The 16804-nt window shown below is 64.0% G+C and carries 10 protein-coding genes; 4 read left to right on the plus strand and 6 right to left on the minus strand.

Annotated features, from left to right (window positions below; all coding sequences use genetic code 11):
• The first annotated feature begins 31 nt into the window (after window positions 1-31).
• Window positions 32-1888 (plus strand): glycoside hydrolase family 3 protein, encoded by a 1857-nt coding sequence (locus ACNPM4_RS00540; protein ID WP_419760980.1) that lies wholly within the window; start codon window positions 32-34, stop codon window positions 1886-1888.
• A 138-nt stretch (window positions 1889-2026) separates the two neighbouring features.
• On the opposite strand, the gene ACNPM4_RS00545 is transcribed toward ACNPM4_RS00540, so the two are convergent.
• Window positions 2027-3514, minus strand: a complete 1488-nt coding sequence (locus ACNPM4_RS00545; protein WP_448984338.1) for an endo-1,4-beta-xylanase — start codon at window positions 3512-3514, stop codon at window positions 2027-2029.
• Window positions 3515-3782: 268 nt separating this feature from the next.
• Window positions 3783-4334, minus strand: coding sequence for a hypothetical protein (locus ACNPM4_RS00550; RefSeq protein ID WP_448984339.1), 552 nt, complete (start codon window positions 4332-4334; stop codon window positions 3783-3785).
• Between the two features lie 357 nt (window positions 4335-4691).
• Here ACNPM4_RS00550 and ACNPM4_RS00555 point away from each other — a divergent pair, with 357 nt between their 5' ends.
• Both ACNPM4_RS00555 and ACNPM4_RS00560 read left to right on the plus strand, forming a co-directional pair.
• Complete coding sequence (locus ACNPM4_RS00555; protein ID WP_448984340.1) at window positions 4692-7073, plus strand: alpha-L-rhamnosidase; 2382 nt, start codon at window positions 4692-4694, stop codon at window positions 7071-7073.
• Window positions 7070-8845 (plus strand): family 43 glycosylhydrolase, encoded by a 1776-nt coding sequence (locus ACNPM4_RS00560; protein WP_448984341.1) that lies wholly within the window; start codon window positions 7070-7072, stop codon window positions 8843-8845. Before ACNPM4_RS00555 ends, ACNPM4_RS00560 begins: the two co-directional genes overlap by 4 nt.
• A 76-nt stretch (window positions 8846-8921) precedes the next feature.
• Here ACNPM4_RS00560 and ACNPM4_RS00565 read toward each other — a convergent pair whose 3' ends face one another.
• The 4 genes from ACNPM4_RS00565 to ACNPM4_RS00580 are packed head-to-tail and all read right to left on the minus strand — an operon-like array spanning window position 8922 to window position 15485.
• Window positions 8922-10091: a glycoside hydrolase family 1 protein gene (locus ACNPM4_RS00565; protein WP_448984342.1), complete on the minus strand. Its 1170-nt coding sequence runs from the start codon at window positions 10089-10091 to the stop codon at window positions 8922-8924.
• Between the two features lie 23 nt (window positions 10092-10114).
• On the minus strand, window positions 10115-10903 hold the full coding sequence (locus ACNPM4_RS00570; protein ID WP_448984343.1) for an SDR family NAD(P)-dependent oxidoreductase: 789 nt from the start codon (window positions 10901-10903) through the stop codon (window positions 10115-10117).
• A 14-nt stretch (window positions 10904-10917) separates the two neighbouring features.
• Complete coding sequence (locus ACNPM4_RS00575) at window positions 10918-13125, minus strand: glycoside hydrolase family 3 C-terminal domain-containing protein (RefSeq protein ID WP_448984344.1); 2208 nt, start codon at window positions 13123-13125, stop codon at window positions 10918-10920.
• A gap of 20 nt (window positions 13126-13145) precedes the next feature.
• Window positions 13146-15485 (minus strand): glycoside hydrolase family 2 TIM barrel-domain containing protein, encoded by a 2340-nt coding sequence (locus ACNPM4_RS00580; RefSeq protein WP_448984345.1) that lies wholly within the window; start codon window positions 15483-15485, stop codon window positions 13146-13148.
• 343 nt (window positions 15486-15828) lie between these two features.
• On the opposite strand from ACNPM4_RS00580, the gene ACNPM4_RS00585 reads away from it, so the two are divergent.
• On the plus strand, window positions 15829-16788 hold the full coding sequence (locus ACNPM4_RS00585; protein WP_448984346.1) for a LacI family DNA-binding transcriptional regulator: 960 nt from the start codon (window positions 15829-15831) through the stop codon (window positions 16786-16788).
• Window positions 16789-16804: the final 16 nt, after the last annotated feature.

Genomic DNA, 16804 nt, shown 5'->3' on the forward strand with positions numbered 1-16804 from the left:
GCGCCGCCTGACTAGGGATAAGGGAACAGCAGTGAAACCGACTCAGGCCGTGACCGAAGACGGAGTGGCTTACCGAGACCTCAATGGCAACGGGGTGATGGACCCGTACGAGGACCCTCGGTTGTCGCCTGAGGACCGCGTCGCAGACTTGCTGCCCCGTCTCTCGCTGGAGGAGAAGGTGGGCCTCCTGTTCCAGACCGTCATCGAAGTCGGCCCCGGCGGAACCCTTCTGGAAACGTCAGGTCACATCAGTAAGTCGCCCACGTCGACCGTGGTTCGGCAGAAGCACATCAATCACTTCAACGTGCACAAGCTCGAATCCGCGGCAGAGGCCGCGTCCTGGAACAACGCACTGCAGGCCCTCGCCGAACAGAACCCGCACGGGATCCCGGTGACGATCTCAACCGACCCTCGGCACTCGTTCACAGAGAACAGCGGGGTGGCATTCTCCGCGGGCCCGTTCTCGCAATGGCCGGACGCACTGGGGCTCGCTGCTCTGGACGACGATGACGCGATCCATGATTTTGCCCGACGTGCAGGGAACGAGTACCGCGCCGTCGGGATTCGCGCGGCGCTGCACCCCCAGATCGACCTGGCCACGGAGCCACGCTGGGCGCGGCAGCTGCAGACGTTCGGAGCGGATGAGGAGCGGGTGTCGCGATACACGCGTGCGTACCTGTCCGGGTTCCAGGGTGATGCCTTGGGGCCGGGCAGCGTGGCATGCGTCACGAAACATTTCCCTGGCGGCGGGCCACAGAAAGACGGAGAGGACGCCCACTTCCCCTACGGGCGTGAGCAGGTCTACACCGCCGAGGCTTTCCAGACTCATCTTCAGCCGTTCATCGCAGCTATCGAGGCCGGCACGGCAGGCATCATGCCTTACTACGGCATGCCCGTCGGATTGACGATAGACGGCGAACAGATCGAGGAAGTCGGGTTCGGCTATAACCGACAGATTCTCACCGGTCTTCTGCGGGAGAAGCTCGGATTCGACGGGGTTATCCTCACCGATTGGGAGCTGGTGAATGACAACTACGTCGGCGAGCAGGTGCTTCCTGCCCGGGCTTGGGGCGTAGAGCACCTGGATGCCCGCGGCCGAATGCTAAAGATCCTGGAAGCCGGCGCAGACCAGTTCGGTGGGGAAGAGTGCACGGACATCCTGCTTGACCTTGTCCGCATCGGCCTGGTCGACGAACAACGACTCGATCAGTCGGCTCGTCGCCTCCTTCTCGTGAAGTTTCAGCTCGGCCTGTTCGACAACCCTTACGTGGACGTTGACCAAGCGGTTGAAGTGGTCGGCTCTGCGGAGAACGCTGCGGCAGGGCTGCGGGCTCAAGCGCGCTCGCTGGTCATCCTCGAGAATCGCGACCAGTTCCTTCCGCTCCGCGGCACGCCACGAATCTACGTCGAGGGTGTGGATCCGGTCGTCCTCGAAGGACGTGCCCACGTAGTGTCAGATCCGGCTGAAGCAGACCTTGCCATCGTCCGGGTCAGCGCGCCGTTCCAGCCCCGAAACGACCTCTTCCTCGAGGACTACTTTCACCAAGGGGACCTCGAATTCGCTCCCGGTCTCATCTACCGCCTGCAGCAGATCGCACACAGCACCCGCCTTCACGTAGACGTTGCCCTCGACCGTCCGGCAATCCTTGAACCGCTGACGGAGTTGGTGTCCGGACTCACCGTCAGCTTCGGGGTCAGCGACGAAGCACTGTTGCTCGCACTCACCGGGGGTATCGAACCACGGGGGGTTCTCCCTGTCGAGATTCCACGGTCGATGCACGCGGTTCGTGCGTCCCACGAGAGCATCCTGGGCACGGTGAACCCGCTGTACAGCGTCGGCGATGGACTGCGTCTCGGCTCGGACAGCGATGCACCTAGTCGGGCCTAAGTAAGTCCGGGTGCCTGCAACCGTGCCGTAAAGCGGTGGGCTGGCCGCGTCCGCCTTGCGGGGGCGTGTCAGCGAACGCGGCCGGCGGTTCGGGACGGGGTGGGCGAACAGAGGAAGCCTGCTCGCCCACCCCGCTGATCAATCCACCGTCACGACGACGGGTTCAGATGAGGTTGAGCCGTTCGCGTTCGTGAACGTCGCTGTCAGCGTGTGCGCTCCGCGGGCGACACCTTCCAACGTGAGCGTTGCGGTCTGCGCATTCGGGGTCGCTGCGCTCAGGTCGCCAGCCCCGACCTCCACACCGTCGAGGAAGAACGCATATGAGGTGGCGTTGGTTCCCCACCACAGGTTCGCGGTCGCGACGTAGTTCCCATCGCGGTCCCAGTTGTCCGTGCTGACCACCGGCTGTGCCGGTGCGGCGTCGGTGACGGTCACCGTGACAGAAGACGTGTGGGTGACGCCTTCTGAGTTGATGAGCTCGGCGCGGTATGTGTACGTGCCGTTCGCTTTGCCCGAGAACTCCGTTGATGCCGTTTGGGACGTGACATCCACCGCATTCAGCTGCTGGCCGTCTACAAGAACGTCGTTCTCGTAGAGCCGGTAGTAGCTGCCGGGCGTCCCATGCCACAGGTTCATCTCGATGTTGTAGTTACCATCGCGGAGCCCGGTTGCCCACCCTGCAGTGCTCGACAAAACTGCCGCGCTGGGTGCGGAGCCGTTGTGGATGTAGGACTTGAGGGCGTCGCGAACCGCTACGAAGGCCGGCTTCGGATTGAACTCCTCGTCGAACATCGTCGGCTTCGCGCCGGGAAGCCAGGTGTAGAGGTGCTTGTCCGTGAACCCCCACACGCTGATGTCGGTCACCCCAGCCGCGAGTGCTTCAGCGACGACATCTCCGTAGATCTGAGCCTGCGAGATGGGGTCGTAGGTGTGCACATCGAGCTCGGCGATGGTGACCTCGAGTCCGAGCGCGCGATAGTCATTGATGATGTCGGTGAGCACTCCAGGCGTCGGGCCGACATATGTCTCATGCATCTGCAGCGCCACGCCATCGAGGGGGACGCCATCTGCGACCATGCCTGCGACAAGGTCGTAGAGCTCCTGCCGCTTGGCGGGATAGAACTCGACCATGTTCTCGTTGATGAAAAGCTTCGCCGTCGGGTCTGCGGCATGCGCGATGCGCAGCGTTTCGGCGACGTAGTCCGGGCCCATGCGCTCATAGAACAGGTTGTGTTCGAGGCCCTCGCCGCCGAAGGTCGTGAACATCTCCGTGACGATGTCCCACCGATCCATCTTTCCGCTGTAACGCTGCATGATGGTCTCGAAATGCTCGACGACAGCGGCCCGGAACTCTGCCGGATCGGTCTTGGCGACCAGATAGTCGGGGTTGAACGACCGGGAGATGCCGCTGTGAGCTTTGACCTCCATGTCATGCTCCTGCGCGAAGGCAACGAGACGGTCGAGGCCGGCGAAGTCGAAGACGCCCTCCTCCGGCTGCACCATGTTCCACTTGAACTCGTTCTCAGGTGACAGGCTGTTGAACTGCTCGGACAGCGTTGCCCCATAACGGGGGTCCGTGAAGTAGTTGGCGGGGCGGTCGTCCGTTGTGGATTCTGAGGCCTTCACGGAACCAGAGCCGAAAAGGATGCCTGCTTGATCGGCAAGCTCTCGAATGGTTGGTCCGGAATCGTTGGTGTTGTCTGCCATGGCGGGTGCGGAGGTGATGAGGGATGCTCCAAGGAAGAGGGTAGATACAAGGGCGAGCGTCTTGCGTGTTCTCATGAGTCTCTGATTCTTGTTCTCCGCGCGCAAACCAGCGTCCGCGCACGGTAGGGAAACTGCAGGGAGGGAACTCCAAAATGTGCGTTGCGGGGCGTCGCAGATCCTTTCTGACTCATCTTTGAGTGGGATCGAGAGCCGCCGGCATACTCATCGTGCTGACGGTTGGAGAAAATGTAGCAGACGTACGGATTTCAAGGAACCGCTTGTTGCGCTCCCGTGGCGCGGTCATGAAGCCGCGGGCGCTTACGCTGAGTGGATGGATGACGGTGGGGTCGGTGACGCTCAGCGTTCGATGAAGATCCTCGTGAATAAGCAGTACGAGGCGCACCAGTTCGCGCTGGTCGACGTCGCTCAGCTCCGCGCGTGGTGGGAGTCGCCAGTGAATGACGTCATGCGGGATCTCCATCGATGTCGAGCGGAGTGCACCGACCGACATGACCCTGCCTGTCAGTATGTGCAAGACATCGATGCCCAGGCAGCCGTGGAAGATGCGGCAGCGTATATAAGAAGTCTTCGCGGCGAGGGCGTCATCCCGCTGTTCATCGACTCGGCGACCGTCGGTGCCAGGGCTCATGAAGGATCGGCGCAAGCGCGTTTGACGCTGTCCTTGATCCTCGACCCGCTTGTCGTAAATGGGGAGGGGCGATTCGGAGAAGGCTGACACCGGTTGCGCACGATTCTGGGTGAGGGTGTTACGGGGGGCGTTCCTGTGATCGTCGGGTGACACGCGTCCCGGGTTGTTTCCGCGACCAAGGATGTGTGCCGCTCATTGCCCGCGGCTCCGGAGAACACGAGCGAGCTCAGCACGCACGCGACATAGGTTTGACGCGCGTCAATATTCGTGATTATCTGACAGAGTCCTCGTGTCGTTCGCGCGGGGATCACGCTACGGCGAGGCGCACAGAAGGGCCCCGACATGACCACGACCCACCCCGTCCTTTCTCCCGAGGCACAGTTCATTTCGGCAGCGAGAGTGAGCGAGGAGGGGGATCCGGCGCCGTACTTCCGCCGAGAGTTCCAGGTGAGCGAGGGCCTGCGCTCCGCCACGTTGCACGTAACTGCACTCGGGATCGTCACCAGCTTCGTCAACGGACGACGGGTGGGTGAGGAAGTCCTCGCGCCGGGATGGACCGCGTACCAACACCGCATCGCCGTTTCCACGTACGACGTCACCGAACACATCACGCCGGGTGACAACGCGCTCGGAGCGGTAGTCGCGGAAGGTTGGGCGGTGGGCAAAATGGGGTTCGAACTCAAGCGCCATCACTACAGTGACCGCCCCGCTCTGTTGGCTGAGCTGGTGTTGGAGTACGAAGACCGAACCGACAGGATCACGACGGATCAGAGCTTCCGCGTCGGTGAAGGCGCGGTCCGCTCCGCGAGTATCTACGACGGTGAGGTGTACGACGCTCGGCTGCAGTCGACCGGATGGGATCTGCCCGGATTCGATGACTCCGCTTGGGAGCCGGCGACCGTGCATCCGCAGGACGTCTCCGTGGTGACGGCGGACGGCCCACCGCCCATCCGCCGCACCGAGGAGCTGCCTGTTGCCTCCATCATCTCCACGCCGGGTGGTCGCACGGTCGTGGACTTCGGACAGGTTCTCACCGGGTGGGTCCGCATTCGCGTCAGCGGGGAAGAGGGGCAGACCGTGGTTCTGCGCCACGCTGAGCTTCTCAATGCGCACGGCGAACCAGAGTACGAGACTCTTCGCACCGCTAAAGCAACCGACACCTACACGCTCAAGGGCGACGACGAGGAGACCTGGGAGCCGGACTTCACCTTCCACGGTTTCCGATATGTCGATGTCGAGGGCTGGCCTGGTGAGCTCGACGCGACCGCTCTGATCGCGGTGGTCGTCCACAGCGAGATGGACCGCACCGGGTGGCTGGATACCTCGGATAGCCTGCTGAACCGCCTGCACCAGAACGTGATCTGGTCCATGCGTGGAAACTTCCTCGGTGTTCCGACCGATTGTCCGCAGCGCGACGAGCGACTGGGGTGGACGGGTGATCTCCATGCCTTCGCGCCGACAGCCGCATTCTTGTACGACGTTCGCGGAGTGCTCGGATCCTGGATGAAAGACGTTGCTGCGGAGCAACGTGAGAAAGGGTACGTGCCCTTCTACGTGCCGGACGTATCGACGACGCCCTCGGCGCCGACCGCGCTGTGGAGCGATGTAGTCGTCGGGTTGCCGTCGATCCTCTACCGGGAGTACGGTGACGTCGAAATCCTCCGCCAGAACTGGCCGGCGATGACAGCCTTCGTGGACCAGGTCGAGGCTCTTCTCGACCCGACGGGTCTGTGGGGATCGGGCTTCCAGTTTGGCGACTGGCTTGACCCGGATGCACCGGCTGACGATGCCAGCGGCGGCAAGACGGACCGGCACTTGGTGGCCTCGGCGTGCTTCGTGAAGACGGCGCAACAGATGGCGGATGCCGCGCGGGCACTCGGACTGGTCGACGAAACAGCGCGGTACACGGAATTGGCCGAGCGCACCCGCACCGCCTTCCGTACCGAGTACCTGGCCCCGTCTGGACGACTCGTGAGCGACTCGGCGACGGCCTACGCGCTCGCAATCTGCTACGACCTGCTGGAACCGGAGCAGCGAGTGCGTGCCGGTGACCGGCTAGCGCAGCTCGTTACAAAGAGTGGCTACACCGTGTCCACGGGTTTCGTGGGAACCCCTCTGGTCGCACACGCGCTCTCCGACACGGGGCACGTCGATACCGCCTACCTCCTCCTTACGGAGAAGGAGTGCCCCTCCTTCCTCTATCCAGTGACTCAGGGCGCAACGACCATCTGGGAGCGATGGGATGCGGTCCGTCCTGACGGAACTCTGAACTCCACCGGCATGACCTCTCTCAACCACTACGCGCTGGGATCCATCGCACACTGGATGCACCGTGTCATCGGCGGTCTTGAGGCCGTGGAGCCTGGATACCGTCGTATGCGTATCGCCCCGCAGCCAGGTGGGGATCTCACGTCTGCACTCCTCGTGCACGACACCGTCCTCGGCGAGGTCCGCATCGCATGGAACATCACCGAGGGGCAGGTCTCGATGACGGCGACGGTGCCCGAGGGAGCCTCTGCGGAGGTCGTGCTACCCAACCATCCGGATGGTCTCGAACTGGAGGTGGGGGCGGGAACGCACACCTGGTCCTATGACGTCGGCGTCGATGAGCACGAGGACTATACGTTCGATACGTCTCTGAAGACCCTGGCCGAGGATCGCACGGCGTGGCGAGCGCTGACTCAGGTCTTCAAGAAGCACCTTCCATTCCCCATCGATGCATCAGGGCCTGACGCAGCGCACGTCAATCTCAACATCCTGCTGGCCGCAGTCCCGCACAGCACCCCGGAGCTCGAACGAGACCTCCGTGAGACGTTGGCCGCGCTGTGACGAATCGAGGCGACATCAACGTCTTCTGCAACCCCCTCGATCTCGCATACCGGTACCAGGACTTCGCCCGCGGACCGTTGCGCGCGGTCTTCCGGGAGGCGGCCGACCCCTCGGTGGTGCGGTTCCAGGACCACTTCTATATGTTCGCGTCGATGAGTGGCGGGTTCTGGCATTCGGCTGATCTGCGTCAATGGCATTTCGCCGCCGCGCCTGACCTGCCCGCAGGGGACTACGCGCCAGACGTCCGCGAAGTCGACGGGGCGCTCATCGTCACGGCGTCGAGGCGGAAGCCCGGCAGCCCCATCTTCCGGTCGCGCGACCCGCTTGGCCAAGGTTTCGAGCAGGTCAGCGAAAGTGCCTTCGCGTGGTGGGACCCGAACCTGTTCCAGGACCTCGATTCTCGAACGTATCTGTACTGGGGGTGCTCGAACAAAGAGCCGTTGCGAGGCGTCGAAGTGTCTCCGGACTCTCTCCGCCCGCTGGGGGAACCTGTCGACGTCCTGTCGGGTGACATCTCTGCGTACGGCTGGGAGCGAAACGGCGAAAACAACCGGATGGCTCCTCCCGTGACGCTGGGCGAGAAGTTCAGTGCGAAAGCCTTCGGTACGCACAGCCCGTCTCCGTATCTGGAAGGCGCGTGGATGACGCGCCACAAAGACACGTACTACTTCCAATACGCAGGGCCGGGCACCGAATACAACGTGTACGCCGACGGCTACTACACCGCTCCATCCGCCCTCGGACCGTTCACTCCGTCGCCGCACAACCCGTTCTCGTCCAAGCCCGGCGGATTCATCACCGGCGCCGGCCACGGCAGCACCTTCCAGGACGCGTACGGGAACTGGTGGCACGCAGCCACCATGCGGATCTCCGTTAACCACCGGTTTGAGCGCAGACTGGGTATCTTCCCCGCGGGCTTCGACGATGACGGCGTGCTCTTCTGCAACCAGACCTTCGGCGACTACCCGACGGCCGTCCCCGACGGTCCAGCAGACCCATGGACAGCGAGTACGGGATGGATGTTGCAGTCGTACCGTGCGCGTGTGGCCGCGAGCTCTGCAACTGCAGGCCATGGGCCAGAACTGGCTGTCGATGAAGACGTTCGCACCTGGTGGGTGGCTGGTGATGAGAGCCCAGGGGAGACGCTCACCCTCGACCTCGAGCAATCGCGCGAGGTGCATGCCATCCAAATCAACACTGCTGACCACCAGCTCGCTCGTCGGAAGCCCCGCCGGCCCCGCCGCGGTCCGGACGAGCAGCCTGTCGCATTGCGGGCTGTGCATCCGCAGGACCATCCGGTGCGGTACACCCTGGAGACGTCCGTCGACGGGGAAGCCTGGTCGATGCTGCACGACGGACGCACCGATGCATCGGATCGCCCGCATCGTCTCCTCGTCCTGGAACACCCGCAACAGGTGCGTTTCGTGCGCATCACGGGCGTGTCGTCGCCCTGGAACGCGCCTCTCGCGCTGAGCGGCGTCCGGGTGTTCGGACACCACACGGTGCCGGCACCGCCTCAAGCTGAAGCGACCGCGCGACGGACCGGTCCTCTCGACGCTGAAGTGACCTGGAAGGCTGTGCCTGAGGCTGATGGCTACAACGTCCGGTATGGCTTGCGCCCGGACCGGCTGTATCACTCCTGGCAGGTACTCGCGGCCGAGTCGCTCACCCTCTCTACCCTCAACGCCGGGGAAGAGTACTGGGTCGCCGTGGACGCGTACGGTCCTGGTGGAGTTACGGCTGGCGACCCAGTACTCATCGCAGACGAGTAACGGCGCGTCGGCATCACCGCCGCACATCAAAGAAGGCGGTCCTACGCGAAACGCGGGGACCGCCTTCTTCGTTCACTCAGAGCGCGTTTGCGCGGGCTACAGCACCGAGCCAGTCCAGGCTCGGCTTCGGGTGACGCTCGAAGGTCTCCCGGTCTACTGCGACCAGTCCGAACGTGGGACCCCAGTGGCCCCACTCGAAGTTGTCGAGGAGGCTCCAGTGGAGGTAGCCGCGTACGTCGATTCCCTCGGCGATGGCCGACGACAGGTCTGCGAGCGCCTGCGATGTGTAAGCGATCCGAGTGTCATCGTGCGCCGTGGCAATGCCGTTCTCGGTGACGAGGATGGGCACATCAGGGCCGACGACCTCGCGAGCGTGACGGACGGCGATACCGAGAGCGTCGGGACGGTACGCCCAGCCCATGAGGGTGTTGTCGTCGGCTGCCGGGTGCGGAACGATGCCGTCTGCATCCACAGGCTGGCTCGTGTACGACTGTGTCCCGACGAAGTCATCATCGCGAGATACCTCGAGGTACTTGTCCTCGATGAGGTACTGCACCTCGGCGTACTTCTCCTCGTTGCCGGGCGTCGAGGTCAGCGCCTGGTTGCCGATGGTCCATCCAACTCGAGCCTTCGTGAGACGGAGAACCACGGCCTTCGCGGCACGGTGGGCTGCAATCAGCACGTCGCCGATCTCCTGATCAGGGAGACCGTTCTTCGGGTACTCGTTTCCCAACGCGACCTGTCGCTGGCCGCCATGCGTGATGGCCAAGATGTTGGGCTCGTTGATGGTGATGACCCACTCGACGTCCTCAAGAATCGTGCAGGCCTGCTCGACATATCGCTGGAACGCGACGACAGCGCCTTCCCCCAGCCATGCCCCGCGGTCTTCGAACCAGATCGGGTGGGTGAAGTGGTGAAGAGTGACGATGGGCTCTAGTCCCAGCTCGCGCGCGGTGATGATCATGCGTCGATAGTGAGCGAGTTCCGCCCGAGAGAACTGGCCAGGGAGCGGTTCGATTCGCGACCACTCGAGGCTGAACCGGTATGCGGTGAAACCGCGGTCCGATAGCAGCTGCATGTCTTCGCGGTACCGGTGATAGCTGTCCAGCGCGTCCCCGCTGGACTGGACACCGTAGTCTGCGGCCACCTGCTCGAGCCGCCACCAGTCGTTGTTGAGATTGTTGCCTTCGACCTGATGCGCGGCGGTGGCTGCGCCCCAGAGAAAGTGTTCGGGGAAATCTGACATGTCGGAACCATCCTTCGTTCTGCTCACAGCACTGAAGCCATCTGCTTTGCGATGAGGTTCGTGGTCCAACGCGGGGCCAACCTCACCAACCGGTCGAGGGCCTTCGCGTCATTGCCGACCACGATTCGGAATGAACCGCGCTCGATGCCGCGAACAATGGCGACGCCTGCATCTCGCGGTGTCGTGGCTCGAACCTTCTTCGATCCCGCATCAAGCATGGCCACGCCGGAGTTCTTGCTGATCTCGGTCGAGATGTTCCCGGGGTAGATGGCGCTCACCTGCACGTTCTCGCCACGGAGCTCCTGATACAAGCCTTCGGTGTACTGCTTCACGGCGCCCTTGCTGGCCCCGTAGAACGTCTGGCCTGCAAAGGCGACGAGAGCCGACAAGCTGGACATGTTCGTCAGCGAGGCTTCCGGCCGCTGTCGGAGTGTGGGAAGGAACGCGCGGCACATGTTGACGGTGCCCCAGTAGTTCACTGCGAACACACGCTCGTGCTCCTCCTGGGTGAGGTCGGAGGAGTGGGCGAAACGGTGAATGATTCCGGCAATGTTGACCAAGCCATCCACATGACCATGTACGGCTTCGATGGCGCCGGGCAGCTTGGTGGCGCCGGCGGCGTCAGTGACGTCGCCCCGATGGATACTGACGCGGTTGGGCACGATTGCCAATGCCGCAGTTTGTGCGAGTGCCTCTTCGTCACGGTCGATAGCCGCGACACGCGCGCCTTTTCGTACCAGCTCGAGTGCGATCTCGCGTCCCATGCCGTTTCCAGCCCCGGTTACGGCGAATACTTTTCCTTCGATCTGCATGTCAACTCCGATGATCAGTGTGTACGGTCGGCGAGCAGCTGCAGCGCCTCGAGCGGCACGGGCAGGCCTGAGATGCGGATGAACTGCCGCATCGTCATAGAGCGCACCTGAGCCATCTGTTCAGCGGGCACTTCTACGGACGCGAACCCCAGGGTCTGGTTGGTCTCTTCCCCGATGGAGGGGTGGTCCAGCCATGCGGCAATCGCGCTGTCGAGCGTGACTGCGCTTGCGGACTTATCGCCTTCAAGCTCAATCGCTACTTCTCCACGGACACTGGATGCGTCGTCCGCAAGCTGCACGCGATATTCGCCCTCCTTCACACTCCAGTCGGCGCGCTCCACGTCCCAGTAGGCGAAACTGCGCCTATCGAGTTCGAACCGCACTTCCCGCGACTCTCCAGGATCGAGAGTGACCTTCTCGAAAGCCCGCAACTCGCGCCTGGGCCGACGCACGTCACCCGCATCGGTAGAGACGTACACCTGCACCACGTGCGCACCAGCCCGCTCGCCCGTGTTGCGGACGCTCACAGTGACGGACGCGGAGTCGGACCCCGTCACCTCGACGGAGTCGAGTGACGAATCGAACGAGCTGTAGGAGAGCCCGTACCCGAACGGGTAGCGCACCGGCGTCCCCGAACTGGAGAAGTAGCGGTATCCAACGAGCACTCCTTCGCCGTACCGAACGTGGCCCTGTTCTCCGGGGAAGTTCAACCACGACGGGTGATCCTCGAGGCGCAGCGGAATCGTCTCCGCCAGCCGTCCGGATGGGTTGACCGCTCCCGAGAGGATGCGAGCAATGGCGCGTCCGCCGCCCTGGCCGAGAACGAAAGCATCGAGGACCGCATCGACGTCGTCGTGCCAGCCCTCCAGGCTTACGACACCTCCGTGGGAGAGTACGACGACCGTGCGAGCAGCAGAGGCGGCGACTCGGCGGATCAGGTCGATCTGATCTGCGGGGAGGTCCAGCGTGTTCCGGTCGAAGCCCTCGGACTCCTGTTCCTCTCCAAGGCCCGCGAAAACCACCGCGACATCAGCACGACGCGCGACGGTGACGGCTTCGTCTGCAAGAGACTCGGCGTCCGGGCTGCCGACGAGACTGTACCCGGCTGCGTAGGTGACGGTCGATCCCTCACGCTCGAGCAGCGTTCGCAGCTCGGCGAGAGGCTCATCAATCTTGGTGGCGTTGACGTTCGCGCTCCCACCGCCCTGGAAACGGGGCTCGGTCGCGAGAAGTCCGATGACAGCGACGTCCACTCCCTTGGGAAGCGGCAGGACGTCGTGCTCGTTACGGAGAAGTACTGGGCAGCCTTCAGCCACGTCCTGCGCGAGGGCATGGTGGACGTCCACGTCAATCTCGACTCGCTCGGGGCGGGGTCGGGCCGCCAAAGCGGTCAAGAGAGCGACGGCAGCATCGATGGCGTCCATGCTGAGCGCCCCGGATTCTGCCGCCGCACGCAACTGCTCGATGTGCTCGGGCTCGGCGGGCATGGCGAGGTCGAGGCCCGCCTGCACGGCGGCGACCGGGTCGGTGACGGAGCTCCAGTCCGAGACGACGACGCCGTCAAAGCCCCACTCGTCACGCAGTACCTGAGTCAACAGCCACGGGTTAGCCCAGGCGTGAACACCGTTGATCTTGTTGTACGACGCCATCACCGAGCCCGGTCGAGCGTCCCGCACCACGCGCTCGAAAGCGGGGAGGTAGATCTCGCGCAGCGTCCGCTCGTCAACGTCCGAGCTGATGGTCTGCCGGTTTGTCTCTTGATTGTTCGCCGCAAAATGCTTGACGGACACCGACGGGCCCTCGGCTTGCAGGGCCGTGGTGTACGCAGCGCCGAGGACCCCAGAGATGAGCGGATCCTCTGAGTAGTACTCGAAGTTCCGCCCGCACAATGGGGTGCGCTTGATGTTTACCCCAGGTCCGAGCACGACATCCACGCCCTGCGCGACGGCCTCGCGACCGACCGCGGTGCCGACCCGTGCAGCCAGCTCCGGGTCCCAGCTGGAGCCGACGGCCACACCAGGAGGGAAGCAGGTGGCGGGATCACTGGCGAAGATCGCCAGATTGTCGTGCTGGCCGGACTGGTGTCGCAACCCGTACGGGCCGTCAGCGAGGAAGAGTGGCCGGATGCCGGCGGAAGGCACCGAGTGGGTCTCCCAGAACGTGGCGCCTGACAGTAGCGCGAGCTTGTCATCCAGCGGGATGTCCGGGGTGGAATCAGACATGGTTTCTCCTGGGTTGTGGGTCACGCGAGGCGTGGCGCCTCGTGGCTGACAGATGCGTCGGACGAGATGGCCCGCAGGGTGACGGTCGTCTCCCCGTGGTGGCGAGAGCGCGCGGTGATTCGCACCTCGCCCGTCTCCCCGGTCGAGCGGACAATCGCAAGCGCCCGCCCTCGGTAGGTCGTCGTGCGCGCCGAGAGGAACGAGTCCACAGGCGCCGGATTCGCAGTGCCAAACCCGACGAGTTCGGCGGGTCCGCTGACTTCGACGTCAACGTCGTCATCGTCGAGCATCTCGACAACACCGTCCGCATCGGCCAGCTCAACGTGCACGAAGGCGAGGTCGTCACCGTCGGCGAGAAGCGTGTCTGCTTCGGGACGCAACTGCACGCTCACGTCGGACGCAGAACTCAACTCACTGCGGCTGACCTCTATGCCATCTCGGTAAGCGATAGCGCGCACGGTTCCGCTCTCCCACCGAGTAGTGAACGAGAAGCGGAACTCTGTGTTTCGTCCGGCACGCCGACGCCCGATAGAGCGATCACCCACCACCAGCTCGATCTCGTCGGCGGTGCTGTACACCGTGACCTCCGCGCGCTTGCCTTCGCTGCCGCGCCATGCCCAGCTTTCCACCGCGTCCGTGACACGCCACGCTGACCGGACGTAGGGTTGGCCGGCACGGTCGAGTGGGCGAACAGTGATGACGGGCGCGTCCAGCACACCCCAAGCCGCCTGAGCGAGGCGAAGAGACGCGTCGGGCCGACCAGTGAGATCGAACATCCCGGGGCCCGCGACAACATACGGGTACGGTTTCGCCAGTCCGGCCTTCTTGCCTGGCACCCACACGGCCACTCCGGCCTCGCCGAGATACTCCCAGCCCGCCCACACGAAGTCGCCGATCACGGCGGGGATCTCCTGAGCAAGGCGCCACGCCTTCGCAACATCGCTGGGTAGTGTCTCTGAGCCCAAGATGACGCGGTGTGGGTAGCGTTGCGCATCGCCTTTGTAGCGTGCGATCCCGTAGTTGTACCCCGCGACGTCGACCGTGGCGAACGCGTCGCGGGAGGCGCGGTCTGCGCGTGGGAGGCGGGAGACGACGCTCATCATCCGCCCGATGTGATTGATCATCACATTCGCTTCGGTGCTTCCCGCCATCGCCTCCTCGGAGCGATCTCCCTTCGCGCTGTAGGGCGACGCGTTCATCGAAACCATCGCGTTCAAGAAGAGATTGATGGCTACGGTGACCGGCCTGGTGGGGTCCGCGGTGTGGAAGTACTCCGTGATCTCGCGCGACAGCTCAACGCCCGCGGCGGTGGCTGTCTCCGGGATCTCGTTACCCGAGGCATACATGATGACGCTGGCGTAGTTGCGGTCTTTCGCAATGAGCGCGTCAGCATCGTGGCGCCATGTGCCACGGAATCGGTCCGAGTGGTCGAACCGTGACTTGCGCACGAACCAGTAGTCGGCGAGCTCGTCCAACACGTACATCCCGAGTTCATCGCACGCGTCGAGAAGGTCCCGCGATAGTGGGTTGTGGGCGCTGCGAATCGCGTTGAAGCCTGCGTCTTTGAGGATACGGATCCGCCGGTACTCAGCTGCGCGATGGGTCGCCGCACCGAGGAGGCCGTTGTCGTGGTGGATGCAGGCTCCGGCGAGGAGGACTCGCTTGCCGTTGATGCGAAGCCCCTGCTGAGCGTCGACACTCACCGTTCGAAGCCCGACTCTGCCTCTCCACTCGTCGAGAACGTCGTCGGCTGACTCTGCGCTCACGAGTAGCTCGTAGCGGAAGGGCGTGTCTGCGCTCCACGGGCGGGGATCAGCGACGTCGAGATGAATAGCGCCGGACGCGCCGTGAAGCAGCCCCTGCGCGACGGTCTTGCCGTTCGCGCTCAGTCGAGCGGTCACGCGTGTCGAAGCCGGCGCCTCCCCGGACATCCGCACATCAACGCGCACACCGGCGCGTGCGCTCTCGATCTCGGTGGTCGTCACTCGCACGGAGTCGAGGCCGAAGTGTGTCAGCGGTCGAGTGATCACGTGGACGGGCCTGTACAGTCCGGAGCCCGGATACCAGCGCTCTGCGGGCTGATCACGATGGTGAACGATGACGCGGATGTCGTTGACCGCGCCGCGTCTCACGACGTCAGTGATAGTCAGCTCTGTCTCGGTGTACCCGCTCCGCACGGTCCCGACCTTCTCGCCGTTCACCGTGACATCTGCGTCGCCCTGGACGCCTTCGAAGACGAGCACGACCTCCCCATCTCCGTGCGGAGCGCTCCACTGCGTCACGTAGTCGTAGTTGCCCCCGAGGAACCAGCCGGTCTCGGCGCCGCCGCTCGCCTTCGGGTCCCGCCCAGCTCGCAGCATCGCGTCATCGGGGAGGCGGACGGTGACCTCGGTTCCATCGTCCGAAGAAACACGCCACGTGGACAACAGCGTGTCGGACCGCGCAGCGGTAGGGCGCATCAAAGTCATCGTCGTCCTCAATCTGGTGCGAGGCCGAGGGGCCTCTTGTGCATCAAATCACGAACATTGACGCGTGTCAAAGTCGATAATCCCAGGGGCCCGAGAAGAGTCTGGAGATGAGGCTCAACGACTCCGCGCCCCCTGCTTCGAAACCGAGGCGGCGACGGGGCTAGGATGTTGACACGCGACAATGGCGCGTGGCGATTTTCTCGTAAACTGGCGAAGGCGCCAGAAGGAGACCGACATGACCAACAGTGCGGACGTGGCTGCGAGAGCAGGGGTCTCTAGGTCGACCGTGAGCCAGATTCTGAACGGCCACGGACACCGGTTTCGGCCGGACATGGTCGACCGCGTGCAGTCAGTCGCGCGAGAGCTCGGGTATCGACCGTCCATCGCAGGTCGAGCCCTCGCCAGGGGGACCAGCGACATCGTCATCACGCTCCTGCCCAATATCTCGCTCGGTCCGCGCCTGCGGGAACTCATCGACAGGGTCACTGACGAACTCGCACAAGCGGGCCGCACTAACCTCATCAGGTTGTCCTCTGGCGACGCGCAGATCGACGAAGCCGTCCTCGCGCTACGGCCCGCGGGGCTGTGGAGCGTGGCGCCGCTGGCGCCAACCCAGCGCGCTCGCCTGGACGAAGCGAACGTGGCAGTAGTTGATCCGCCGCGCGAGTACCAGGAAGCCATCGACCGTGAAATCGGCGCGATGCAAGCACGCCACCTCATCGAACGCGGCTACACAGCCGTGGCTATCGCAACTCCCGAGGCGCTGCGCGAGCAGCCTTACGCGACGGCCCGTGAGCGAGGAGCACTGGAGGAATGTCAGCGGGCGGGCGTCGCGGTGTTGCCGACCATCCGCCTTTCCCTCGAGCGGGGGAGTAGTCAGCAGACGGCCGAGATGCTGCGGGGGCAGAGCGTCGGTATTGCAGCGTACAACGATGATGTCGCGCTTGCCATCATGTCGGCAGCCACTCGCGCCGGCCGCAACGTGCCGGGCGATATCGGAGTCATCGGGGTGGATAACACGATTGCGTCAGGGGTTACTGAACCGTCGCTGACCACAATCGACATCGATGTGCGCTTCAGCGCCCACGAGATCGTGCGGGCGCTCCTAGACGGGCCGGAGGGCTTCACCCTCGACGAGCTTGACACCATGAAGTCGTCCGTCTCGGTGGTCGACGGAGGCAGCACGGCGCGCTGACGTCGAAAGGGGGGGG

The organism is Microbacterium umsixpiens, from assembly GCF_053543675.1.

Coding starts and splice junctions, on each gene's coding strand:
- ACNPM4_RS00565 (WP_448984342.1), bottom strand. CDS start 10,091: ATGTCAGATTTCCCCGAACACTTTCTCTGGGGCGCAGCCACCGCCGCG.
- ACNPM4_RS00570 (WP_448984343.1), bottom strand. CDS start 10,903: ATGCAGATCGAAGGAAAAGTATTCGCCGTAACCGGGGCTGGAAACGGC.
- ACNPM4_RS00575 (WP_448984344.1), bottom strand. CDS start 13,125: ATGTCTGATTCCACCCCGGACATCCCGCTGGATGACAAGCTCGCGCTA.
- ACNPM4_RS00580 (WP_448984345.1), bottom strand. CDS start 15,485: ATGCTGCGAGCTGGGCGGGACCCGAAGGCGAGCGGCGGCGCCGAGACC.
- ACNPM4_RS00585 (WP_448984346.1), top strand. CDS start 15,829: ATGACCAACAGTGCGGACGTGGCTGCGAGAGCAGGGGTCTCTAGGTCG.